We start from the raw sequence: 21,424 nt of genomic DNA, 5'->3' as shown, positions 1-21,424 counted from the left end.
TTTTAAGATTAAACAATATGAATACGTTGTGCTGGTTGAAAATCTAGACCATATTGGAATAGTAGTTGAAGATATAGACCAAGCAATTAAGTTCTATCAAAATACTTTTGGAATGAAATTGATACATCAAGAAATCATTCAAGAGAGAGGGATAAAAGTGGCGTTTTTAGTTGGGGAAGAAGAAAATGAAACTTCAATAGAGTTATTGGAACCAATCGATCATAACGACATGAATAACACTGTGGCTAAGTTTCTGAAAAATAGGGGCCAAGGTTTACATCATTTAGCTGTAAAAGTTAGTGATATTAATAAGGCATTAGAGGAATTGACAGCTAAAGGACTTCAATTAGTAGATTCCGCCCCGAGAAAGGGGGCAAGAGGACACCTAGTAGCTTTTGTACATCCAAAGAGCGTTATGGGAGTACTACTTGAATTGGTACAACCAAAGGAATTATAAATATCGAGATACACTTGTTGAGGAACGTAAGAAACTTTAAAACTATATTTTCACAATATATAACGATAATCCATGCCTAAGAAGGAAGAAAAGGATATTTTTGATTTAATGGACGAATGGATAAGGGAGATGGAAGAAGAGTTCGAGAGAATTGAGAGGGAATTTATGAGAGGTTTCAGAGGCAAAGGAGAGGAAGTTAAGCAATTTGGGCCATACGTTTACGGATTTAGAATAACCGTAGGGCCAGACGGCGTGCCGAAAATAGAGGAATTCGGTAACGTTAGGAAAATCAGAGGTAAGCCAATGATATCTGAAGAACGTGAACCATTAGCTGACGTTATTGAGAAAGGTGATGAAATTAAGGTAGTAGCTGAAGTGCCTGGCGTTAACAAAGATGATATTAAAGTCAAGGTGACAAATGGTGGAAAGAAATTAGTGATTACAGCCAAATCAGAGGATAGACAATACTATAAGGAGATTGATTTACCAGCAGAAGTAGACGAGAAGTCGGCTAAGGCTAATTTTAAGAATGGAGTCTTAGAGATAACTTTAAAGAAGAAAAGCCCTTCGTCAGATTCTGGTGTTGAAATAAAAGTTGAGTAATTATTTTTTCCCTAACTTAATCAGAATTAGTTAAAATAAGTGGTTTTACTGTTGCCTTTTCTGATTTTATGAAGCTTAATCCGAATTCATCCTCAAGTACTAATGTAAATTTAATTTTACCTTCCATTGCTAATCTTATTCTATTTTCACATTCCTTATCACAGAAGTCTCCTACTTTATCTAGTATTATCTCTAGAACTCCCTCAATTGTAGAGACATAACCTTGAGACATACCAGCTGGTTCTATTTCTATTCCTAATTCCGGTATTGTTACTTTAGCAAAAGCAGATCTATATATTATTGTTCTCAGATCGTCCTCGTTTTCTATCCTCATCTCAATTACCCGGGGTTCTCTAGCTTCATATGGTTTAACATCTCTAAATCTATACCCACAATTTTCACAGTACCAATTTGATAAAATTAACTTTCCAGCATGTGGAGTATCATATAGGTAGTCTATTGCCTTAAAGGTCTTTGATTTGCAAACTGGGCATACAAGTGTCTCTTCAAATATTACCTTAGGTTCCTCAGACATTAACAATCCCCTATTAAAATTTATTTAGTTGTTCACAAATTTAATACTTGTTAAAGTGATGTGATGTAATGAAATTACCCCGAGAAAATGAAGAAGGAAAAGTAGAATATAAGCTTATTCTTTCTGGCGTGACGCCAGAGCGTCTTCAAGAATTAGCTTCTCAAATGAAGTACAGATTAGAGGAAGGTGATGGGGAAGCATTTTACGTTATAGGTGTAAGTAATGAGGGGGAAATAATAGGGTTATCCAAGAGTGAATTAGAGGAAAGTATAGCTACTCTAGATATGATTGCTAAGCTAGTAAACGCTAAAATTGTGTATAGAAGAGACGTTGAAGTAAGAAAGGATAAATACGTGGCTGAACTTCTAGTTAGGAGATATAAGGAGAATTTACCAGTGGAGGTCAACGTTGCAGTAATGGGTCATGTAAATGCAGGGAAAAGTACTGTAACTGGTGCGTTAGTTCTAGGAAGATTGGATGATGGAAATGGAGGTTTACGAACAGCAATTGCAAGGCATCTCCATGAAGTTCTATCTGGTAGAACATCTTCCATTACATTGAGAGTGATCGGATTTGACGATAGCGGTAAGATAGTGAATTGGCAATTAAAGGATCCACTTGACGAGGCGGAAACAACGATTAAGAGTACTAAGATAGTTAGACTTATTGATCTTGGAGGGCATGAGAGATACCTTAGAACCACTCTAAAAGGATTATTAGGTTATGAGGTAAATTACGTTATGCTAGTAGTTGGAGCTGATGATGGGTTAAGTATAATGGGCAAAGAACACTTAGCCTTAGCTTCAATATTAAAATTTCCTATATTTGTAGTTATTACTAAGGTGGATAAATACCCAGAAGATAGGGTAAAAGGTATAGTTAATGATATTAAAAACGTTTTAAAAATTCCCGGAATTAATAGATTGGCTCTAGAAGTTGAGGATGAGGACGATGTTGTAAATTCAATTTTGGCTATAAAGACTAAGCGTGTGGTTCCTATTTTTAGAATATCGAATGTAAGTGGAAAAGGTTTAGATTTACTTATAAAATTCCTAAACCTATTACCTCCGGAGACTAAGAATTTAGATGAGAAAGAGACACCACTAGTGTATATTGATGAAGTATATAACGTAACTGGAGTAGGTACTGTTGTACTTGGTTCCGTTGTGAGAGGTAAGCTTAAGAGTAATGAGTCTGTATTAATTGGGCCCAATAAGTTAGGAGAATTTAAGGAGGTTAAGATAAAGAGTATACAAGTAAATAAGGTATTTGTGGATTCCGTTTTGGCTGGGAATATAGCAACATTTGCTATTCAAGGTATTGAAAAGGAGAGTCTTAGAAAAGGAATGGTAATGGTGAAGGGAATACCTAAGGTAGTTAGAAGATTTAAGGCGAGAGTGTTCATACTTCACCATCCAACTACCATTAGAGAAGGTTATGTTGCTACCCTTCACTCCTATACAATAAGGCAAGCGGTAAAGTTTGAGAGAATTCAGAGTGGGTTTCTAAGAACTGGCGATACGAGTGAAATAGTATTGCATTTTCTGTATAGGCCAGAATACTTAGAGAGGGGACAAATTTTCGTATTCAGAGAAGGTAGAACTAGAGGTGTAGGTATTGTATTGGAACCTATTGGTTAATTTTCCCTACACTACACTCTATAATCTGCTTTGATATTTCCTCTGCTTGTGAACCTATATGCTTCTTTAAACTATTTGCTAATGGTCCGCCCACTTCATAATCACTACTCCATTTGATTTTATTTCCAAGAATTGTAAGTAATGTGTTTATGTTTGCTATTATACCGGGTCCCTCAATGATAATTAACGTATCTATGTTATCCCCATTAATTTCGTGTTTTTTTACTGTCCCATTAATTTCAATAGTTAAAAATGAGAATTTAACATAAGCCTTGAAGCTATTCCCATTTATTTCTTTTACCCCAGGAATACAAGTCAATAGGTTCTTATAATCTGAAAAAAACTGTTTGGCCTTATTTGGATCCTTTATAACAATTTCTCCTTCAGTTTTTGTCATTTTATCACCCTCTCCTTTATACAATTGAACAAGTCATTGATGATCTTCTCTACTGCACTACCCATTAATCTTGCGCCTACAGACGCTAAAACTCCTGCCACTTTCACATCTGCTGAATAGTTTATCTTACCATCTAGAGCCTCGGCTATTGCATCTATATCCACGTTACTATTCATTCCAGTACCTTTAGCAATAATTTTTCTCTTATTTTCATCTATCTTCTCAAATCTCACATTCGCCTTATATTCTCCTTTTATGAACCCGATCCCGGTTACTCCCACTACCTTGTACTCTTCACCCTCCTTGGTAAAACTCTTTATCCCTGGAAAACACTGTGCTACCTGATCTGGATTATCCAGTAGTTTGAGTATTTGATCCTTAGTCGCGTTTAAGCTGATTGAACCCTCATATTTCATAAGTAACTTTTGGAATAGCAGTATATATGAATATAGGAGTCATTATTTTGGCAGCAGGGGAGGGAAAGAGATTCGGAGGAGATAAGTTATTTGCAAAAATAGATAATATCCCTATAATTATGCGAACTATTGGAATTTATGAAGATTTAGAGAAAGTCATTATTGTAGGCAAATATGTTAATGAATTACTTCCCTTACTCATGGATCAAATAGTAATATATAATCCGTTCTGGAAGGAAGGGATAAGTACGTCAATAAAGCTTGGGTTGAGATTCTTCAAGGATTACGACGCTGTATTGGTAGCATTAGGGGATATGCCGTTTGTGACTAAAGATGATGTTAACAAGATAATTAGCGCATTTAAGCCAAGTTGTAAAGCTGTAATTCCAACCCATAAAGGAGAAAAGGGAAACCCGGTATTAATTTCCAAAAGTTTATTCGATGAGATTGAAAAATTAAGAGGAGATGTAGGGGCAAAAGTTATACTAAATAAAATGAGAATGGAAGAATTATGTTTTGTAGAATGTAGCGAAGGTGTTTTAATAGATATAGACAAAAAAGAGGACTTAATGCGCCTTGGGAATTTCCATCCTTAATTTTTGTGATGCCAATTTCACTGCTTCCACAATATTTTGATATCCGGTACATCTACACAAATTACCAGAGATTCCTTCTCTAATCTCTTCCTCTGTTGGATTAGGATTTTCCTTAAGTAGCCAATAGGCTTCCATTATCATGCCAGGGGTACAATACCCGCATTGTAAGCCATGTTTCTCCCAAAACGCTTCTTGGATTGGGTGTAGTTTACCATCTTTTGCTAATCCCTCAATTGTTAAAATCTCTGACCCATCTGCCTCTACAGCTAATACTGTACATGATTTAACGCTCTTTCCATCCATAATTACAGTACATGCTCCACAATTGCTTGTATCACAACCAATATGAACACCAGTAAATCCTAGTTCTCTAAGTACGTGAACTAATAGTCTTCTAGGCTCTGTTTCAACTTCATAATTTTGTCCATTTACCTTTAGGTGAACTTTTACTTTTTGATCCTTCTCAAATACTTTCATACTTATCACCTATTAAGTGCGGCTAAAATTGCTCTCTTAGTCATAACTTTTACCATTTTCTTTTTATATTCTGCTGATCCCCTTATATCGGAAGTCGGATTAGCGTAATCCATGGCTTTTGTTGCAGCTTCCTCTATTAATTTTTCCGATATCTTTCCAGATAATAATATTTTCTCAGCCTCACTAGCTCTTACTGCAGTTTTGTTTACAGCAGTTAATCCTATCCTCGCATCTTGAATTACGTCACCATTTACCTTTAGTGCAACAGCAACTCCTACAATTGCAAAATCGCCTGCTCTTCTCTCTAGTTTCTGATAAGAGAACTTATAATCCTTGAGTAGGGGAACTTCTATTTCTGCAACTAATTCACCTGGATTCAAATCTGGTGTAAACATATCCTTGGCAAATGAAGAAAAGCTTTCTACTCTTTCTCCTTTTGTGCTCTTAATCCTTATCTTTGCATCCATGGCAATCAATGCGGCTGGATAATCTGCAGAAGGATCTAAATGTGATATGCTACCGCCTATAGTTCCCATGTTTCTAACTTGCGGATCAGCTATCTTTGACGCAGTTTCACTTAATAACGGAATATTAGCCTTCATAATATCGTAATGAGTAACTACAGGTCCTATTTTCACTACGTTTCCTTCCATCTTAATGTATTTTAGTTCTGGTAATTTTCTTATTTCGACTAAATACGATGGTCTAAATATCCTTAACTTTAGCATTGGTATTAAACTATGGCCTCCGGCTAGTGGTTTAGCATCATCATGTGACTCTAGGAACTCTAAAGCCTCTTTCACATTATCTGGAATTACGTAACTAAACTTTGGCGGATACACATCCTTAATATTTGGTAGACCTTTATATACTTAGCTCTTATACTTTTAACATCTAAACAAAAACTTATATTAAATCTTATAGATTTGTATTATTTAACATATTTTTCTGGTCTCTTCTTGAATTCTGCCATACACATCGGACTACAGAAATAGTACGTATTCCCTTTATAATTGAATGAGTAAGGTTTACCTCTTATCTCATCCCCACATACAGTGCATTTCATCTTTGTCACTTAAATTTCCATAAGTATTCCCTAAATTTAACAACTTCGCCAATTACAATAACCGCTGGAGACGTCACATTATTATTCTTGATAATGCCAACTAAGTCTTTTAATTCCCCAGTAAAAACCCTCTGGTTCTCCGTTGTCCCGTTTTCAATAACGGCAACAGGTTCTCTTTCATTTCTTAATTTTATTATAATATTGACTATATTCTCTATTTTCCTAAGACCCATAAGAATTACCAGTGTACCTTTTCTTGGGATATAATCTTCGTCAATTACTTTATCTTCTGCTTTCGTTCCAGATATTACAGTAAATCCACTGGCTGAGTAGATCCTACTTGTAACTGGAATCCCCGCATAGGCAGGTACGGCAATTGCACTGGTTATCCCAGGTATTACCTCACACTCTATACCTTTGGATGTAACGAATAGGCATTCCTCTTCTCCCCTACCCAAAACGTATGGATCTCCTCCTTTTAATCGAACAACAATTTTATTTTCCATCGCCTTTTTTACTAATAACTCATTTATCTCATCTTGTATTACATAATCCCCTATATTTTTCCCAACGTATATTTTTTCAGCCTCGACTTTACAAAAATTTAGAAGCTCTTTAGGGATTAGCCTATCGTAAACCACAACATCAGCCTTTTGCAAGATCTTTAAGCCTTTGACAGTTATTAATTCTGGGTCACCTGGGCCTGCCCCTACTAAATAAACCTTCCCACTCATTAAATTCCCCCTATCTTTTTCATAATGTAGACTGCAAATACTACGCCCTCAGGAAACTTTATACCATATACTAGTACTATTACCGAATTTAACAGTAACTGCGATGGGACGTGGAATATGCCAGATGCTAAGTATAGTAATAACAAGTATATCGTATCTCCCGCAAAGCCTAGACTAAATAAGAGAAGTTTTTCCGTAAATTTTAGTGATGGTATTATATAACCTATCATAAAACCCCCTAGAAATTCACTGAGAAAAGACAGTACGAATAGCCACTGTATTTCCAATACTATTTGATATATCTGAGGCATTAACCAAGGTATTATTAATAGTGAACCTATGGCCATGAATAAGGGCACTCTTTTCCTTATCAATATTGAAACAATAGGTATTTTTTCTCCTTCAGTTTCAATAAATTTATCTCTTGGTGTGTTAGAAATTAATACGTACCACCCTAGTAGTGCGCCGGAGAGTATTGGCCCTTGATACGAGAGTAACCTGTCCACTGGATCTACAAAAACGTAAAGTACAATTGAAACTATAAGTAAAGAAAAACCTATATACTTGGCAATTTGAACTAAGTCCATTATGGTAAAAATATTGTATATACTATTTTATCTTTTTCATCCTTTTTGTCCACTAGTTTAACTCCTTTCTCACTCATAACATCTATCCACATATTTACTTGTTCTTCTTGTGATCCTTTTTGTGCAATAATTTTTATCTCTCTATTTCCTCCCACTTCTAGCCAGAACTTCAATAACCTTACACTTGCAGAATTTGCACCACATCCACTTTCAGCTTTAGTTAAATCTAATTCCTCCATCTCAATATATCATCTTGGAGCTAACGTTTAATATTTTTTTGTTCTCTAGAAAGTAAATCTTATCCCACTTTTCCCTCCTCATTTTATTTACTATTGATTTTATTAGTGTAATCGCATTACAGAAAGCTCCATTACAATTAGTAAATTGAATGTCAGTATAATCAACACTATTAATTAATTCAATCTCCCTCTCATTACCGATTCTAAATAGTATTATCTGTCTGTTTTCCGTCATGAAAATTGGAGAATGACAAAATTGCTCGAATCTTTCACTGTTTGTGGTATAACCAAAAATTTCAGCGAACTTAAGCATTGCGTAATATGCAATACCATAACCTTCCTTATATCCTATGAAAAATGGATTATTTGTCAAATTAAGTGACCTATCAGATTCCTTAATATCGTCTTCCTTTTCTCCGGCAAGTGAGTATATCGCGCTTAAACTCATTAAGAACGATAATGTACCCGGTAGGGGTTGACTTGATTTGTAGGGAATAGGAATAAGATAATCAGCCAATTTTGCCAATTGTGATTCCTCATTTGCTGTTATTACGTAGAGTTTTGTTTTTCCTTTGAATTTCCTAGCAAGTAGTATATTTGATTTTGGTCTTCCGGAAGCTGATACTATGACTAAAGGGCGATCTAGATTTTCATAAAACAATCCCTCGAATGGATCTAACGCCTTAAACCTACCATTGGTTTTACTCTCTATCGTGAGAGCTACTGCAAAAGAGTCTCCGGCTCCTACAATGTAGGCATTATCTAACTTTAAGTCTACATTTACTCTGTAATCTTGTGTTATCTCACGTTCAATTAAATCTGCGTACATTAAATAACTTTAATTAACATTCTGCCTTATAGTGTTTTAAGAAAAATGAAGGTTTTAATAAAAAGTGATTTAGTGTTAGGTGCACCTAAGCCTCTCAGAGATGTATACATAGGAATTGATGAAGGACAAATAAAGGTTATATCGAAAGAACAGCCAGAAGAGTATGACTATGCAGAATACGTGATCGGTGGGAAAAACAGGGTAGTGGCACCAGGGTTTGTAACTACGCATTCCTTTCTTTACCTATATCCATTTAGGTATAGGATATTTTCGGGTAAGGCAAACGCCTTTCAACTAATGTCAACACTTACACCTAATGACATTTATTACTTCTCCTTAATGGGTGCGTATCACTTATTGAAAACTGGAGTTACCACAGTAGTCACTTCAGGTCCTAATTTAGATATGATAGCTAGAGCGATTTCGGAAGTTGGACTAAGACCAGTACTAGCTGTGGGCGTGGATTGTCCAGATTCTAAAGAGGATTGGGAGACAGAGTTCACAACGTTATATAATAGATGGTCTAATAAGAACGAGAATAGGGTAATTTTACGTCTTTGTAGCAATGAGTATTCTAAAGAGGTGTTTGAACTCTCACAACAATATAACTTCCCTGTTCTTTTAGAGAGATTTGTAAGCTTGGAAAATATTAATGGTAAACCAATTAACATAATAGGATTAGGTGGAGGGGCTAGGAAGGATCTAGATATTATAAAACAGAAGGGATTTCACTTAGCGTCAACTCCATCCTATGAGGTTTCACAATTTCCATTAAGCCAATATAAACCATCAATATCCTTAGATCTATCTCCTACTTTTGATATTAGACATGAAATCTCTACAACTATTACCAGGTTAATCTTAACGCCAGAAGAAGCGCTTAACGCCATGACAGTTTGGGGACAATTACAACTAAAATATAATGATAGGGGTGTTTTAGAGAACGGAAAAGTGGCTGATTTAGTTGTCTTTGAAGTTAAGGAGCCCCCAACTTTCCCCTTGGATTATGAAAGTCCCTACGAGTCCATAGTCTTTAATCTCTCTACTCCAGAGACAGTACTAGTGGGTGGAGAGGCAGTATTAGATGGTGGTGTCCCTTTAAATATTGGAATAAAACATATTGAGAAAGCCATAGAGAGGCTTGAAGACATTGATAAAAAGGTTGCAAAACCAGCAAGATATATGGAAAAGGATTGAAATAGTAGGAGATATAGTAATTATTGGGATCCCTTTCAACAAAAGACCAGAAGATCTTATAGAGATAGCAAATGAGATACTTACAACTTTTCCCTATGTTAAATCTGTGTGGGGAAGATATAGAGATGTCTCTGGCACATATAGATTATCAACGTATATACATTTGGCAGGGGAAAAAAGAAGTGAGGCCATATATAAGGAGCATAAATGTAAATACTTTCTTGATTTTACTAAGGTATTCTTTTCTGAGAAGCTATCATATGAACATCTGAGAGTAGCAAGACAAGTTAAGAGAGGTGAGATTATCATAAACATGTTCTCTGGTTTTGGACCATTTTCAATTCTCTCCGCAGTTCTTGGCAAACCAAAAGTAATTTACTCAATGGATGCAAATCCCTACGCATATTACTATATGATGGTAAACGTGGAATTAAATAAGTCTTACGAAGTGCTTCCAATGTATGGAGATGCTTTCAAAAGAATATACGATCTAGAAGATGCAGATAGGATAATTGCACCTCTGCCAGAACTAGCGGATAAGGCATATGAGGTAGCGTTGCAAAAAGTAAAGAAAGGTGGCGTAATTCATCTTTATACAGAAGTAGAGGCGAATAGAGGTGAGGATCCCGTGAGAATTGCGATGAATAAGTATAATGGATCTTATTTTGGTAGGATAGTGAGAAGCGTCAATCCACATAAGTATCATGTAGCAGTCGATATTAAGGTTAATTAATTGGAATAATTTATTGTTATGAATTTAAACCGGAATTGGCGAGGTTAACGTGATAAACTCCAGTACTTTCTATACCTATCTTACAACCCTTAGGCAAGATCTTCCTTATATCCTCATAACCTCGCCTATCATTAGGAAACTCGAAGAATTTGTCTTGAAAATATATGACTACTTTATCTTTTGATACATCAATTCCTGCAACTGGTGCCTCCGTGTATGCTCACTTTTATTCGGCTTTAAGCCCAACTTCCGGTCCGAATTGGAGGTAAGGCTCCCCATCGAGCTTTACGCTCAAGAAAGTCAACGGTCTACATCCCAGTTAGATCTGTATTACTCAGATCTGACTAATATGTTTTATATAAGGAAATCAGTTAAATTAAATTAAGAACGCATTATACGTTAAATCTTTTAAGTAGTTTAGAGTACTACTTCAATTACTTCAAGTGAACTCACATTATTTATTAGTGTAAGTATCATACTTTCATTGTATTTAGATACCTCTTACCCCTCTCGCTAATTCCTACCATGTATAGACATTCCTCAGCTACCTTATTACCCACTATATAACCTTCTGGAGCATAAACCCTAGCCTTCCCTAACAACGAGTAAATTGTTGAAGGTGATTTTAACTTCACTACCGGGTTCTTAACAATTTTGGACATCCCAACCCAATCGTCATAACCTATTTCATCTCCCTCACCATTAACTAGAATTTGTCTACAGAACACTTTATCATAATTCTCTATGGATCTAGTATATAGTGAACTAATAACTGCTATATCTCCAAATTTATATTCAATAGCTTTACTAGCGGGTAAGGAACCCAGCAAAACATTTTTTGTATCTAAATTAAGGACTTTCTTATCCTCCTCTCCGATAATAGATATGGAATCATCATACTTCTTCACATTGACCTCAACTTCCTTACCTTCTTCAATTTCTTCGTTAGGCTTAAGCATTATATAGCCCTCAGTTAAGGAAAAAGTACCTACCATATAGCTATCGAACTTTACTGGAAGAGCGTAATAGAAATTATCGATACTCCTAAATAAATAAACTGGGATCAGAGTATCTCTATATTTATCAGCTGTAACCCCCAATGCTAATCTAGCTTTAATTTTACCTAATCCAATTATTTCTTTACGAGAAGGATAAAGATTTTTCAGAATTTCCGAAATGACCGTATCAAATACAACCATTGAAGATACTATATTCCCTGGTAGTCCAATTACAGGCTTATTATTAACGATTCCTAAAATAGTAGGCTTTCCAGGCTTGATCTTTATACCGTGAACTATTATACTACCTAACTCTCTTATAGCTCTATGGACGAAATCTTTTTCTCCTGCACTAGTACCACCAGTCAGTATCAGAATATCAGCAACTGAAACAGCTCTCTTTATCTCACTCTTGATACTCTCTATATCATCTCTAAGTAATGAAAGACCTACTATTTTGTAGTGCTCTTTGAGCTTAGAATATAAGTAGTGTAGATTAGACTCGTAAATTTTACCTTGTGGCAAGGAGTTACCGGGCTCAACTAGCTCATCCCCCGTTGCAATTAAATATATCTTTAACTTCTCATAAACCTTTACACTACTTACCCCTAATGAAGCTAGCAAGCCAATCTTTTCATGGGAAATTACTTCACCTTTTCTCAATATTATTGAGTTTTTAGGAATATCGCTTCCTATCCAGCCAATATTTTGGCCAAAGGTCATCTTTCTGTCTATTTTTATGAGATCACCATTGATTACTTTAACATCTTCAACTTTTATTACAGCATCTGCGCCCATTGGTATCATTGCACCAGTATCTACTTCAACTGCTACACACTCATTTACGTGAATTTCTTTAAATTCTCCAATTCCTATTCTGTCTATTACCTTTAGTTCTCCGGGAGTGCATGAAGATTTTAAGGCATAACCATCTACGTTTGATCTTGAAAATGGAGGATAATCAATAGGCGACGTAAGATCTTCTGCAGACACATAGCCAAAAGAGTCCTTTACTCCTACTTCCACAATTTTAGGAGTGAAATTTAATGACGATAAATAGACTTTTATTGCTTCTTCTATTGAATGTAATGATTCATCCTTAACAAACACTCTCATATAAAAAAACAATATCTTATACGATTAAAAAGTTATGAGAGACGCTTTTTCTAACTCGTCTAATACCATTACTACGGGATCACGAACTTGCGATATATCTAAATTCGCTTCTTTACTTAATTCGTTAACTATCTCATCCACGCTTCTATTACCATCACACATAGCCCAAATATAATAAGCTATGGGAGCAAGCTCGTATACTTTATCTTCAGCTACTTTTACTATATAATTATCACTCTCTTCGCTTCTATCAATTAATTCTCCTATCTTCTTTGGTTTTTTATCTTTTACATCTTCAAAATTCACTCTTCTTCACCTTCTTCGTTTTCTTGCCTTCTTCCGCCTCTTCTTCCATATCTTCTTCCACCACCGCGGAATCCTCTGCCTCCTCCACGCATTTGCTGAGGTGCAGTCGGTGTGTTCTCTGGTATTTGAGAAGAATCTGGAAATCCATCTTCTGAGGCTTCAGCTATCTTAGTCTTACTTCCAGCATTTAACTGCACTTGGCCCTTAAAAGCGGTAGTCCATGCATTTTCTATTTTTACTACTTGGCCTTCTTTTATACTACCAGCGTGTTTTCCCCATAATGTTAACTTTACTCTCCCTGTTTCGTCTCCAACAATAGCTTCGCTTATAGTCCTAACACCATTCTTTGTCTGTATTTGTCTTGCTTCACTTGCTTCCAAAACTCTTACGGTTACATCTACGCTTTCCATATTTGGTTTTAGATTACCTACTTTTTCTTCCATTCGACTCGACTCACAGATTTGTTATTTCTAATATCATTTTATCCATTTATAAATCTATGTGTTAATGAAAGGATGTTAAAAAGAATTGAAGATAAAGGATCAAGAAGAGACAAGTGAACTAGTACCCATAAAGCAAAGTTTTTTAGATATAGTATACTAGATAAATTACGTACCAAAGAGTTATATAAAGTAGCCATGATTGAAGCTAAGAATCACATTTTTCATTATCTTGCATTATTTCTTATATAGTTTAAATAGAATAAGGAATTACAGTTCTTTAACATAATGAGATAAAATTTATTAGACTAAAAAGTATCATCAAAGATATCGTATTAGATCATACTTCCTTTCACGCTAAAGGATGAGACCCTCCTTCTTCCTGTAAGAGACCCGTTCTTAATTTTTGTTTATAAGCTAAAATTGAGAAGTAAAGAATGGGATAGAATTGAGTGAAAAGACATTACTTGAGTTACCCAAGAAATTCATGGAATCATTAATGGCACCATTTATAGGAAGAGAAGAAGAGGCAAAGGTAATTACGTTAGCCTTACTTAGTAAAGAGCATGTAATACTAATAGGTGAGCCAGGTACTGCGAAGTCAGCACTAGCGAGAAGAGCTGCAGAGTTATTGAATGCCAAATTCTTCATGTACTTATTAACGAAATATACGGAGCCTGCAGAACTATTTGGAGCACTTGATATAAATGCCTTAAAAGAAGGACAGTATAAGAGAATTACAAAAGATCGATTACCGGAGAGCCAAATAGCATTCCTAGATGAGATATTTAATGCGAACTCTGCAATACTCAACGCTTTATTATCGTTGTTGAATGAAAGAGTAATCTATGATGGCTACAATGTAATAAAGGTACCTCTAAGGACGCTAATATCAGCAAGTAATAGGGTACCAGATGAACCAGAATTGGAGGCACTTTACGATAGGCTACTCTTGAGACATTATGCTAGACCAGTGGGAGAGGAATTGTGGAAACAGCTTTTGGACGCTACATGGGAAATAGAATTTACTAATAGATGGGCAGTTAAAGAACCTATAATGAACATAGAGCATCTAGATAAACTATACTCATATTTATCCCAGGTTGATTTGTCTGGAGTCAAAAACAAATTATTAAAACTATATGCAATGCTAGAGGAAAAGGGAATCCACTTATCAGATAGAAGAAAGGGTAAAGTTCTAAAAGTGGTTTCTGCACATGCGATATTAAATAGTAGACTGAAGGCTACTGAAGAAGATCTAATAGTGTTAAAATATATAGCTCCGAGGGAAATAGATGACTTTGAAAAAGTAGCTGCATTACTATCTGAAGAGTTAAAGACACCAATCAAATACATGAAGGAATTGAACGAAATTTATAATAACATTAAGGAAGCAGCAAAATACGTTGAAGCGGCAAACGAGTCTGATCCTAGACTGATTGAATTGATTAGAAGTTTAAGGGCAACTAGGGATAGGATAGTAGCTTTAGGCAAAGAAAGCGGTGACGAGAAGGTCGAAGAGTTTTCCAAAGAGGTTTTAAGTGAAATAGACAAATTAATAGAAAAAGTGGCTAGAAAATTAGGGATTTATCCATGACTGAAGAGGAAGGTGTATTAAGAGGAATAGATTATAAGGATCCTCTGGTCAAATATAGAGGAGAGAGAATCTCCTATACTTTGAAAAAATTACTAGGAAGAGATGTCCAATTAAACGAAACATTTTTAGTTGATACTTATTATGTTCACTATTTACCATTACCAATAACTAAAGGAAAGAGTGAAATAGAAAAGAACCAAGAAATAGCGTATTCGTTAGTGAATTCCACTCTATCTTCTGACGTGGTTCTAAAGAATAGGGAATACTCAATTGTGAACTCTGCCGTAAGCTTAGCTTTAACCGTAAGTTACGTCCAAAATCTGATTGAGGAGTTGGAAAGAATAAAGAAAACCTCCCAATCTATGGAGGAGAGGGAAGCGGCTGAAGAAATACTAAACGGTCTAATGAAAGGTAGCTCTTCAAAAGAAGGGAAAGAACAAAAGAACACGAATCAACAGTCCATGGAAAAAGTCCTTAGACAAGCTCATGAAAAGGCAATGTCTAAAGCTATAGAGGATGCCAATTCAGTGAGGAATATGCAAAAGATTGTAGGAGGAAACGGAGCAGGTACTGGGAGCGTTTTGACATTTGAAGGAGAAATTCATGAAGTGCTAAGGCTTGCTAGGAATACTGAAATTAAGAAGATCTTAGAGTTTCTAAGTGGGATTCCAAAATTAGGTAGTATTACCAAGAGAAGAACAACTAGGTTCTCAAAAGGTGAGCTTTACGGATATGAAGAGGGAAGTGATATTGAGAGGATTGTCTATTCCGAATTAGCCTTACCAGATATACTCTTTTACCTAAAACTAGCTGAAGGTCAGTTGCTATTATATCAAAAACAGATTAAAGAAACGTTAGGACCTATATATCTGTTACTTGATAAATCGGGAAGTATGGATGGGGAGAAAATACTATGGGCCAAGGCTGTTGCATTAGCATTGTATAGTAGAGCTAAGAGGGAAAATAGAGATTTCTACCTCAGATTCTTCGACAATATTCCATATCCTTTGATAAAAGTTCAGAAGAATGCAAAGAGCAAAGATATCATAAAGATGATAGAGTACATAGGAAAAATAAGAGGAGGAGGAGGCACAGATATAAGTAGATCAATAATATCCGCCTGTGAAGATATTAAGGAAGGTCACGTTAAGGGGGTCAGTGAAATAATATTATTAACAGATGGAGAAGATAAGATTGCAGAAACGACAGTGAGAAGATCGTTAAAAGAGGCTAACTCTCAATTAATAAGTGTCATGATTAGGGGAGATAACGCAGATCTTAGACGAGTGTCTGATGAGTACTTGATAACTTACAAGTTAGACCATGAAGATCTATTGAAAGTTGTGGAAAGTTAAAAAGAAGAGGAGGCCTCAACTTCACTCCCCCACGGGACACGTGGGTGTCTGCTGAGTATGGCCAATATTAATATGTAACAAAAAAGTTATGAAGTTTTCTGTTGTTTCTGCTTTCTTATATTTTCTATGAAAGTCTTTAAGAACTCGAAATCTCTTTTTAATCCTTGGATATCGAACTCTTGAAGCCACATTAAACCGCCAGCTGCATCCACAACCTCACCACTAAGTTTCAGCTCCTTTATTCTGTCTTTCCAGTTGAATACATCCTTTGAGATTACTAGAACGTAAATCTCTCCTTCGTTCCTAACATGCACCTTACCCCAGAAATAATCACTAAGACTATAATTGAGTTCCTTCGCAAATGGTTCCTTTCCAGGCCTTTCAGAAACCCTAATCCACTCCTCCGGTTTCCCACCAATATCTTGTATTATTTTTTTAATTTCTTCATTCATTCATATCACTCCCTTGCTTCGTAATACCTCAATAGCGAGTTTCCCTATTCCTATTTCCTCTGGGCTAAAACCAAATGATAAACCTAATAGTTGTGTCACATATATTGCTGGCATGGTCCAATTTACGTTGAACTCTGCTTTGACCTTTAGTTGTAGAGAGTCCAGCTGAAGATGACATAGGCTACATGGATGTATGACTAAATCGGCTCCAGATTGTTTAGCACCATTAAGAACATTGAATGCTAACTTTAAAGCACCTTTAGGATTGCTTCCAATTAGAGGAAATCCACAACATGAAGTCATCGTTGGAAAAGGAACTGGTGTAGCCCCAGTGACTGCAACCAATTCTGATAAACTAGTTGGGCTATATGCCTTCTCAAATCCCATAATCTGCTCTGGTCTTAACATTTGACATCCGTAATATGTACCTACTCTAAGCCCAGTTAAAGGTTTCTTAACGTGTTTTTTAATATTCTCTAATCCAACATCTCTTATTAGAACCCAGACTATGTGTTCCGCGTCAGCCTTTCCATCATATTTAACTGAAGTTCCCTCTAACCTTTTTTCGACTTTCTTTTTAATATCTTTGTCTTCCTTGTACTTGTATGTAGCTAATCTATGACTATGAAGACACACGCTGCAAGGTGTAACCATCTTTTGTAATCCCATCTTTTCAACTTGTGATAAGTTCCTTAAATTTAGAGCTACATGACCAACTTCATTATATTCATCATAAAATCCTCCACCACAACAGTTCCAATCGGGTACTTCAACTAACTCTACTCCCAACACTTCTGCCACTTTTCTTGTGGCTATATCTACATCTTTAGAAAGACCATGAGCTGCACATCCAGGATAATAAGCTATTTTCATTTTTATTCACCTCCTAGAATCTTTTTAATTTCCTTTATATTCTGAACTGGTTTACTTTGTACAAGCATATATTTAAGTTTTCCTGCCCCAGACATATATACCAGATCGATAAGAGACTGTAATACTCCATATGCTTTTACATACACCTCGGCTTCTTGAAGCTTTCCAGTTTTACTTATTGACTCATGAATAGCCTCAATGTGTCTTTCTCCTATTTCAGCTACTTCTGACTTGTCTTTGTACAATTTAGTAAAGCTTCTAGTCTTCTTTATTGCAGTCACTGGCTCTATATCTCTTGGACACACATTAAAGCATTGATAGCAATAAGTACAACGCCATGAACTATCAATTAGTATTTTCATTCTTTCTTCAGTTATCGTATCCCTTGGATCTGCTAAGAATCTATAACCCTTAGCGTGAGCTGCTGGACCCAAGAATTGCTGATCTATTACAACTGCCGGACAAGCTGAGACACATAATCCACACCATATGCATTGAGCGAATTTCCACAACTCTCTTTGATCTTCAGGTTTAAGCCTATGTTCAGCTTTTCCCTCTAATACCTCCTTAGCTTGATATAGTCTTGGTTTTACCTTAAACATCCTCTCGTAAAACTCGTCCCAGTCAACTATCAGGTCTTTAATTGGTTTAAAGTAATCCATTGGCTCAATTATTATTACATTATTATTGTATTTCTTTGCAACATCTAAAACTAACGTTTTACAGGCGAGTCTAGGTTCACCATTAATTTTCATTCCACAACTTCCGCATACTGCCATATGACATGATGCTCTGTACGATAGTGTAGGATCTTGCTCACTCTTTATTCTCCTAAGAGCCTCAGTGAATTGTGTAAACTTATCAACCTTCAGCTTATATTCTGCCCACCAGAATCCCCTTTCGGGATTGAATCTTTTTACCTTTAATATAACTTCTTCCTCTTGAGACTGAGCCATTTCAATACACCCTAGGTTCTGGTTTCCATCTGGTTATCTTAACTGGTTTAAATGTAACCTCAACTGTATTACCCCTTAGATACGCAATAGTGTGCTTCAACCAATTATTATCATCCCTATCAGGATAATCCGTCCTAAAATGGGCTCCTCTTGATTCTTTCCTCTCCAAAGCTGATTTAGCTATAACTACTGCTAAATCTAACATATTCCTTAATTCTAGAGCGTTAAAGAATTCTGTATTATAGACTTTACTCTTATCTATAACATACATATTGCTAATCATACCTCTTAATTTATTTATCTCGCACATCGCATTAAGCAGTCCACCTTCATCTCTATATATTCCCACATAATCCCACATTGTATCTCTTAACTTTTCTAATATTTGGCCAAAATGAACACCACTCTCACTCTTTACGAACTTGTAAGCATCGTCAACAACTTTCTCGGCCTCTTTCTCGTAATTGGATGTGGGGTTACCTGGATTAGACTTAAGAAATTGTACAACAGTTCTCCCTGTAACTTGGCCAAATACTAAAGTATCCAGAAGTGAATTAGAGCCTAATCTATTAGCACCATGTACTGATACACAAGCTGCTTCGCCAGCAGAGAATAGTCCCACAATATCTGGGTTCCTACCATCTATATCCACGTCTATTCCTCCCATATAATAATGCTGAGCGGGCCTCACTGGGATGGGTTCAGTAAATGCATCAACACCGGCAAAACTTTTAGCAGCTTCGACAGCTAAAGCTAACCTTTCTTTAATATATTCTTCACCTAAATGAGTTAAATCTAAGCCAACATATCCACCAGGGAACCCTCTTCCTTCCCTTATCTCGGTGATGATTGCTCTTGAAACTATATCCCTAGGAGCTAGGTCTAGCTTTTTGGGAGCATATTTCGTCATAAATCTTTCTCCTTTAACATTTTTCAGTATCCCACCTTCTCCTCTAGCGGCTTCACTAATCAGAACGTCTGATGGGTATAATGCTGTGGGATGAAATTGCACAAATTCTGGATCTTTTAACGCAGCTCCAGCTCTTAATGCAATTCCGAAGCCATCACCAGTGTTAATGTAACTATTGGTTGTATGCCTGTACAACATCCCCATTCCTCCAGTTGCCAATACGACAGCCTTGGTCTTAAAGAAGAATGGAGTCAGCGTCTTCATTTGCATTGCTACTATACCAACTACCTTTTTATCATCAGTAACTAAGTCTAAGGAGAACCACTCGTTGTAAAAATCCACATTTAGACCGGAAGTCCTTTCAAAAAGTGTATGTAAAAGCGCCATACCTGTTTTATCTCCCACAAATCTAGTCCTCGGATAGGTCTGTCCTCCAAAATATCTAACTGCAACTCTGCCATCAGGTTGCCTATTGAATAGAGCCCCCCATCTTTCCAGCAGCATTACTATTTCTCCGGATTTGTTAGAAAGTAACTCTGCCGCATCTTGATCTACTAAATAATCTCCTCCTTTAACTGTATCATATGTCATATAATCTGGGTTATCATTTGGATCTGAATTCCCAGGGATATAGGCAGCTATTCCACCTTCTGCAGCAGCAGAGTGTGACCTCGTGGGAAACACCTTTGAAATAACAGCAACTTTAAAACCAGCAGAGGCTATCTCATGTGCACTCATTAAGCCAGCTAGTCCTCCTCCAATTACAACTGCATCGTATTCGATCTTTTCCATACAAGTTTATATTTGCATAATAGTTTTTAAGTATTCTTTCTACAATTTCACAAAAGGTCTAATAAACTATTTACTACGTATTTCGGCTTAACACTACTCCTATCAACATCGTCAACAGTTGATATACCAGTTAAGACTAATGCTGTATCAGCACCTATATTGTATCCCATTTGGATATCAGTCTCTATCTGATCCCCTATAACTAGAATTTTATCTACCTTCTTAACACTTGAAATTCGCATGGCTATTTCTATTATCCAAGTGTTAGGTTTCCCTGCTATAAAGTCTGGATCCCTTCTCAAGGCGTAAATTATAGAACTAGCCAACGCTCCAGCACCCAACTTTAACCCATCCTTAGCTGGCCAAAGTCTATCCATATTTGTCACTATGAATTTAGATCCCTTGCTTATACACCTCATGGCTAAAGATAGTTTATCGTATGTACTTAATCTATCCAGTCCCATCACTACGGCATCTGGTAAACTTCTCTCTGATTCCGCACTAGAGAATACTAAGAAACCGTGATTTTTCAATTCTTCAATAAGACCCTCTTCGCCTACAGCGAATACAGACTTTACATTAAGCTTCTCCTTCATATAAATCGCAGCAGCTAGACCACTTGTAATTACCATATCTGGAGTAACTTTAAGACCTAAATAGGAAAGCTGTCTAGATAATAAGATCCTACTAAAACCGGAATTGTTAGTTACAAATATAATCTTAACTCCATTATTTTGTATATTCCTTAACGCTTGTATATTCTCCCATATTGGTTCGCCTTCTCTTACTATTACCCCGTCTACATCACTTATTATTAGTTGATAGTCATTAAGTGTTGACATGTTTGATTAACGCCTCCATCTTCTCTCTAATTTTTTGTTCCAATTCGTCTTGTTTATTCGCAAAGCCAAAAAGCCCAAATGCTGTATAGAGTACGTTTTCACAATCTTCCCATTTCCCAATTATCTCCGGCATTATTTTGAAATAATAGTATTTTTCTCTCTCAAATAGGTATAGGAGAAACACTTTATCATTTTTTTGTATGATATATAGGTCACAGTGATCTAATGAATTTTTTATAATTTTATCCACACCTAACTTTTCCTTATTGATTAGCAAAACT

At 36.1% G+C, this 21,424-nt stretch carries 27 protein-coding genes and 1 pseudogene; 8 read left to right on the top strand and 20 right to left on the bottom strand.

The window, feature by feature from the left end; translation table 11 throughout:
* Positions 1-28: 28 nt before the first annotated feature.
* Together mce and hsp20 are read left to right on the top strand one after the other, a co-directional pair.
* Positions 29-457, top strand: coding sequence for a methylmalonyl-CoA epimerase (gene mce / locus J5U23_RS06000; RefSeq protein ID WP_218259905.1), 429 nt, complete (start codon positions 29-31; stop codon positions 455-457).
* A gap of 72 nt (positions 458-529) precedes the next feature.
* Positions 530-1,060 (top strand): archaeal heat shock protein Hsp20, encoded by a 531-nt coding sequence (gene hsp20, locus J5U23_RS05995; protein WP_218259904.1) that lies wholly within the window; start codon positions 530-532, stop codon positions 1,058-1,060.
* Positions 1,061-1,076: 16 nt separating this feature from the next.
* Here hsp20 and J5U23_RS05990 read toward each other — a convergent pair whose 3' ends face one another.
* Positions 1,077-1,595 carry a ZPR1 zinc finger domain-containing protein gene (locus tag J5U23_RS05990; protein ID WP_218259903.1) on the bottom strand — a complete coding sequence of 173 codons (519 nt, stop codon included), beginning with the start codon at positions 1,593-1,595 and terminating at the stop codon, positions 1,077-1,079.
* A gap of 68 nt (positions 1,596-1,663) precedes the next feature.
* Between J5U23_RS05990 and J5U23_RS05985 the strand changes: the two genes are divergently transcribed.
* Positions 1,664-3,235 carry a GTPBP1 family GTP-binding protein gene (locus J5U23_RS05985; protein ID WP_218261402.1) on the top strand — a complete coding sequence of 524 codons (1,572 nt, stop codon included), beginning with the start codon at positions 1,664-1,666 and terminating at the stop codon, positions 3,233-3,235.
* On the opposite strand, the gene J5U23_RS05980 is transcribed toward J5U23_RS05985, so the two are convergent.
* Both J5U23_RS05980 and J5U23_RS05975 read right to left on the bottom strand, forming a co-directional pair.
* Positions 3,225-3,632: an SRPBCC domain-containing protein gene (locus J5U23_RS05980; RefSeq protein ID WP_218259901.1), complete on the bottom strand. Its 408-nt coding sequence runs from the start codon at positions 3,630-3,632 to the stop codon at positions 3,225-3,227. The genes J5U23_RS05985 and J5U23_RS05980 overlap by 11 nt on opposite strands.
* Positions 3,629-4,048, bottom strand: a complete 420-nt coding sequence (locus tag J5U23_RS05975) for a CoxG family protein (RefSeq protein ID WP_218259900.1) — start codon at positions 4,046-4,048, stop codon at positions 3,629-3,631. The genes J5U23_RS05980 and J5U23_RS05975 overlap by 4 nt, the downstream gene beginning before the upstream one ends.
* A 26-nt stretch (positions 4,049-4,074) precedes the next feature.
* Between J5U23_RS05975 and J5U23_RS05970 the strand changes: the two genes are divergently transcribed.
* Positions 4,075-4,644 (top strand): nucleotidyltransferase family protein, encoded by a 570-nt coding sequence (locus J5U23_RS05970; protein ID WP_218259899.1) that lies wholly within the window; start codon positions 4,075-4,077, stop codon positions 4,642-4,644.
* Here the strand turns inward: J5U23_RS05970 and cutC are convergent.
* The 7 genes from cutC to J5U23_RS05935 form a co-directional block, all read right to left on the bottom strand.
* Positions 4,615-5,121: a glyceraldehyde dehydrogenase subunit gamma gene (cutC, locus tag J5U23_RS05965; RefSeq protein WP_218259898.1), complete on the bottom strand. Its 507-nt coding sequence runs from the start codon at positions 5,119-5,121 to the stop codon at positions 4,615-4,617. The genes J5U23_RS05970 and cutC overlap by 30 nt on opposite strands.
* Positions 5,122-5,126: 5 nt before the next feature.
* Positions 5,127-5,963, bottom strand: coding sequence for a glyceraldehyde dehydrogenase subunit beta (cutB, locus tag J5U23_RS05960; RefSeq protein ID WP_218259897.1), 837 nt, complete (start codon positions 5,961-5,963; stop codon positions 5,127-5,129).
* An 89-nt stretch (positions 5,964-6,052) separates the two neighbouring features.
* Positions 6,053-6,187 (bottom strand): YHS domain-containing protein, encoded by a 135-nt coding sequence (locus J5U23_RS05955; RefSeq protein ID WP_218259896.1) that lies wholly within the window; start codon positions 6,185-6,187, stop codon positions 6,053-6,055.
* Between the two features lie 5 nt (positions 6,188-6,192).
* The gene (cobA, locus tag J5U23_RS05950) at positions 6,193-6,921 is read right to left on the bottom strand and encodes a uroporphyrinogen-III C-methyltransferase (RefSeq protein WP_218259895.1); all 729 of its coding nucleotides are present in this window, start codon (positions 6,919-6,921) and stop codon (positions 6,193-6,195) included.
* Positions 6,921-7,508 carry a DUF1404 family protein gene (locus tag J5U23_RS05945; protein ID WP_218267265.1) on the bottom strand — a complete coding sequence of 196 codons (588 nt, stop codon included), beginning with the start codon at positions 7,506-7,508 and terminating at the stop codon, positions 6,921-6,923. Before J5U23_RS05945 ends, cobA begins: the two co-directional genes overlap by 1 nt.
* Positions 7,508-7,747 (bottom strand): hypothetical protein, encoded by a 240-nt coding sequence (locus J5U23_RS05940; protein ID WP_218259893.1) that lies wholly within the window; start codon positions 7,745-7,747, stop codon positions 7,508-7,510. Before J5U23_RS05940 ends, J5U23_RS05945 begins: the two co-directional genes overlap by 1 nt.
* 1 nt (position 7,748) lies before the next feature.
* Entirely contained in the window at positions 7,749-8,576 is an 828-nt protein-coding gene (locus J5U23_RS05935) for a sugar isomerase (protein ID WP_218259892.1), read from the bottom strand.
* A gap of 45 nt (positions 8,577-8,621) precedes the next feature.
* Between J5U23_RS05935 and J5U23_RS05930 the strand changes: the two genes are divergently transcribed.
* A complete protein-coding gene (locus J5U23_RS05930) occupies positions 8,622-9,773 on the top strand; it encodes an amidohydrolase family protein (protein WP_218259891.1) in 1,152 nt (383 codons plus the stop codon).
* Entirely contained in the window at positions 9,727-10,506 is a 780-nt protein-coding gene (gene taw21, locus J5U23_RS05925; RefSeq protein ID WP_218259890.1) for a tRNA 4-demethylwyosine(37)-methyltransferase Taw21, read from the top strand. Before J5U23_RS05930 ends, taw21 begins: the two co-directional genes overlap by 47 nt.
* Positions 10,507-10,546: 40 nt before the next feature.
* Here the strand turns inward: taw21 and J5U23_RS05920 are convergent.
* From J5U23_RS05920 to ssb, 4 genes and pseudogenes are all read right to left on the bottom strand, one after another.
* Positions 10,547-10,699, bottom strand: a pseudogene (locus J5U23_RS05920) (IS110 family transposase); the annotation flags it as partial.
* 280 nt (positions 10,700-10,979) lie between these two features.
* On the bottom strand, positions 10,980-12,620 hold the full coding sequence (locus tag J5U23_RS05915; RefSeq protein ID WP_218267264.1) for a molybdopterin molybdotransferase MoeA: 1,641 nt from the start codon (positions 12,618-12,620) through the stop codon (positions 10,980-10,982).
* A gap of 24 nt (positions 12,621-12,644) precedes the next feature.
* On the bottom strand, positions 12,645-12,926 hold the full coding sequence (locus J5U23_RS05910; protein ID WP_009989482.1) for a PqqD family protein: 282 nt from the start codon (positions 12,924-12,926) through the stop codon (positions 12,645-12,647).
* Entirely contained in the window at positions 12,923-13,369 is a 447-nt protein-coding gene (gene ssb, locus J5U23_RS05905; protein ID WP_218259887.1) for a single-stranded DNA binding protein, read from the bottom strand. The genes J5U23_RS05910 and ssb overlap by 4 nt, the downstream gene beginning before the upstream one ends.
* 445 nt (positions 13,370-13,814) lie before the next feature.
* On the opposite strand from ssb, the gene J5U23_RS05900 reads away from it, so the two are divergent.
* Together J5U23_RS05900 and J5U23_RS05895 are read left to right on the top strand one after the other, a co-directional pair.
* Positions 13,815-14,963: an AAA family ATPase gene (locus tag J5U23_RS05900; protein ID WP_012710338.1), complete on the top strand. Its 1,149-nt coding sequence runs from the start codon at positions 13,815-13,817 to the stop codon at positions 14,961-14,963.
* Positions 14,960-16,318 carry a vWA domain-containing protein gene (locus J5U23_RS05895; RefSeq protein WP_218259886.1) on the top strand — a complete coding sequence of 453 codons (1,359 nt, stop codon included), beginning with the start codon at positions 14,960-14,962 and terminating at the stop codon, positions 16,316-16,318. The genes J5U23_RS05900 and J5U23_RS05895 overlap by 4 nt, the downstream gene beginning before the upstream one ends.
* 86 nt (positions 16,319-16,404) lie before the next feature.
* Here J5U23_RS05895 and J5U23_RS05890 read toward each other — a convergent pair whose 3' ends face one another.
* The 6 genes from J5U23_RS05890 to J5U23_RS05865 are packed head-to-tail and all read right to left on the bottom strand — an operon-like array spanning position 16,405 to position 21,420.
* On the bottom strand, positions 16,405-16,770 hold the full coding sequence (locus tag J5U23_RS05890; protein ID WP_218267263.1) for a succinate dehydrogenase: 366 nt from the start codon (positions 16,768-16,770) through the stop codon (positions 16,405-16,407).
* Positions 16,771-17,643, bottom strand: coding sequence for a CoB--CoM heterodisulfide reductase iron-sulfur subunit B family protein (locus J5U23_RS05885; protein WP_218267262.1), 873 nt, complete (start codon positions 17,641-17,643; stop codon positions 16,771-16,773). It lies immediately after the preceding gene.
* A gap of 2 nt (positions 17,644-17,645) precedes the next feature.
* Positions 17,646-18,599, bottom strand: coding sequence for a succinate dehydrogenase/fumarate reductase iron-sulfur subunit (locus J5U23_RS05880; protein ID WP_218259883.1), 954 nt, complete (start codon positions 18,597-18,599; stop codon positions 17,646-17,648).
* Between the two features lies 1 nt (position 18,600).
* Entirely contained in the window at positions 18,601-20,301 is a 1,701-nt protein-coding gene (locus J5U23_RS05875) for a succinate dehydrogenase flavoprotein subunit (RefSeq protein ID WP_218267261.1), read from the bottom strand.
* A gap of 47 nt (positions 20,302-20,348) precedes the next feature.
* The gene (locus J5U23_RS05870; protein ID WP_218267260.1) at positions 20,349-21,143 is read right to left on the bottom strand and encodes an HAD-IIA family hydrolase; all 795 of its coding nucleotides are present in this window, start codon (positions 21,141-21,143) and stop codon (positions 20,349-20,351) included.
* On the bottom strand, positions 21,130-21,420 hold the full coding sequence (locus J5U23_RS05865) for a hypothetical protein (RefSeq protein WP_218267259.1): 291 nt from the start codon (positions 21,418-21,420) through the stop codon (positions 21,130-21,132). Before J5U23_RS05865 ends, J5U23_RS05870 begins: the two co-directional genes overlap by 14 nt.
* Between the last annotated feature and the right edge of the window lie 4 nt (positions 21,421-21,424).

The organism is Saccharolobus shibatae B12 (genome assembly GCF_019175345.1).
Taxonomy (GTDB): Archaea; Thermoproteota; Thermoprotei_A; order Sulfolobales; family Sulfolobaceae; genus Saccharolobus; species Saccharolobus shibatae.
The sequence above is the reverse complement of the archived record's forward strand: the minus strand, read 5'-3'. Positions and strand labels throughout refer to the sequence as shown.

Coding starts and splice junctions, on each gene's coding strand:
- hsp20 (WP_218259904.1), top strand. CDS start 530: ATGCCTAAGAAGGAAGAAAAGGATATTTTTGATTTAATGGACGAATGG.
- J5U23_RS05990 (WP_218259903.1), bottom strand. CDS start 1,595: ATGTCTGAGGAACCTAAGGTAATATTTGAAGAGACACTTGTATGCCCA.
- J5U23_RS05985 (WP_218261402.1), top strand. CDS start 1,664: ATGAAATTACCCCGAGAAAATGAAGAAGGAAAAGTAGAATATAAGCTT.
- J5U23_RS05980 (WP_218259901.1), bottom strand. CDS start 3,632: ATGACAAAAACTGAAGGAGAAATTGTTATAAAGGATCCAAATAAGGCC.
- J5U23_RS05975 (WP_218259900.1), bottom strand. CDS start 4,048: ATGAAATATGAGGGTTCAATCAGCTTAAACGCGACTAAGGATCAAATA.
- J5U23_RS05970 (WP_218259899.1), top strand. CDS start 4,075: ATGAATATAGGAGTCATTATTTTGGCAGCAGGGGAGGGAAAGAGATTC.
- cutC (WP_218259898.1), bottom strand. CDS start 5,121: ATGAAAGTATTTGAGAAGGATCAAAAAGTAAAAGTTCACCTAAAGGTA.
- J5U23_RS05955 (WP_218259896.1), bottom strand. CDS start 6,187: ATGAAATGCACTGTATGTGGGGATGAGATAAGAGGTAAACCTTACTCA.
- cobA (WP_218259895.1), bottom strand. CDS start 6,921: ATGAGTGGGAAGGTTTATTTAGTAGGGGCAGGCCCAGGTGACCCAGAA.
- J5U23_RS05945 (WP_218267265.1), bottom strand. CDS start 7,508: ATGGACTTAGTTCAAATTGCCAAGTATATAGGTTTTTCTTTACTTATA.
- J5U23_RS05940 (WP_218259893.1), bottom strand. CDS start 7,747: ATGGAGGAATTAGATTTAACTAAAGCTGAAAGTGGATGTGGTGCAAAT.
- J5U23_RS05935 (WP_218259892.1), bottom strand. CDS start 8,576: ATGTACGCAGATTTAATTGAACGTGAGATAACACAAGATTACAGAGTA.
- J5U23_RS05930 (WP_218259891.1), top strand. CDS start 8,622: ATGAAGGTTTTAATAAAAAGTGATTTAGTGTTAGGTGCACCTAAGCCT.
- J5U23_RS05915 (WP_218267264.1), bottom strand. CDS start 12,620: ATGAGAGTGTTTGTTAAGGATGAATCATTACATTCAATAGAAGAAGCA.
- ssb (WP_218259887.1), bottom strand. CDS start 13,369: ATGGAAGAAAAAGTAGGTAATCTAAAACCAAATATGGAAAGCGTAGAT.
- J5U23_RS05895 (WP_218259886.1), top strand. CDS start 14,960: ATGACTGAAGAGGAAGGTGTATTAAGAGGAATAGATTATAAGGATCCT.
- J5U23_RS05890 (WP_218267263.1), bottom strand. CDS start 16,770: ATGAATGAAGAAATTAAAAAAATAATACAAGATATTGGTGGGAAACCG.
- J5U23_RS05885 (WP_218267262.1), bottom strand. CDS start 17,643: ATGAAAATAGCTTATTATCCTGGATGTGCAGCTCATGGTCTTTCTAAA.
- J5U23_RS05880 (WP_218259883.1), bottom strand. CDS start 18,599: ATGGCTCAGTCTCAAGAGGAAGAAGTTATATTAAAGGTAAAAAGATTC.
- J5U23_RS05875 (WP_218267261.1), bottom strand. CDS start 20,301: ATGGAAAAGATCGAATACGATGCAGTTGTAATTGGAGGAGGACTAGCT.
- J5U23_RS05870 (WP_218267260.1), bottom strand. CDS start 21,143: ATGTCAACACTTAATGACTATCAACTAATAATAAGTGATGTAGACGGG.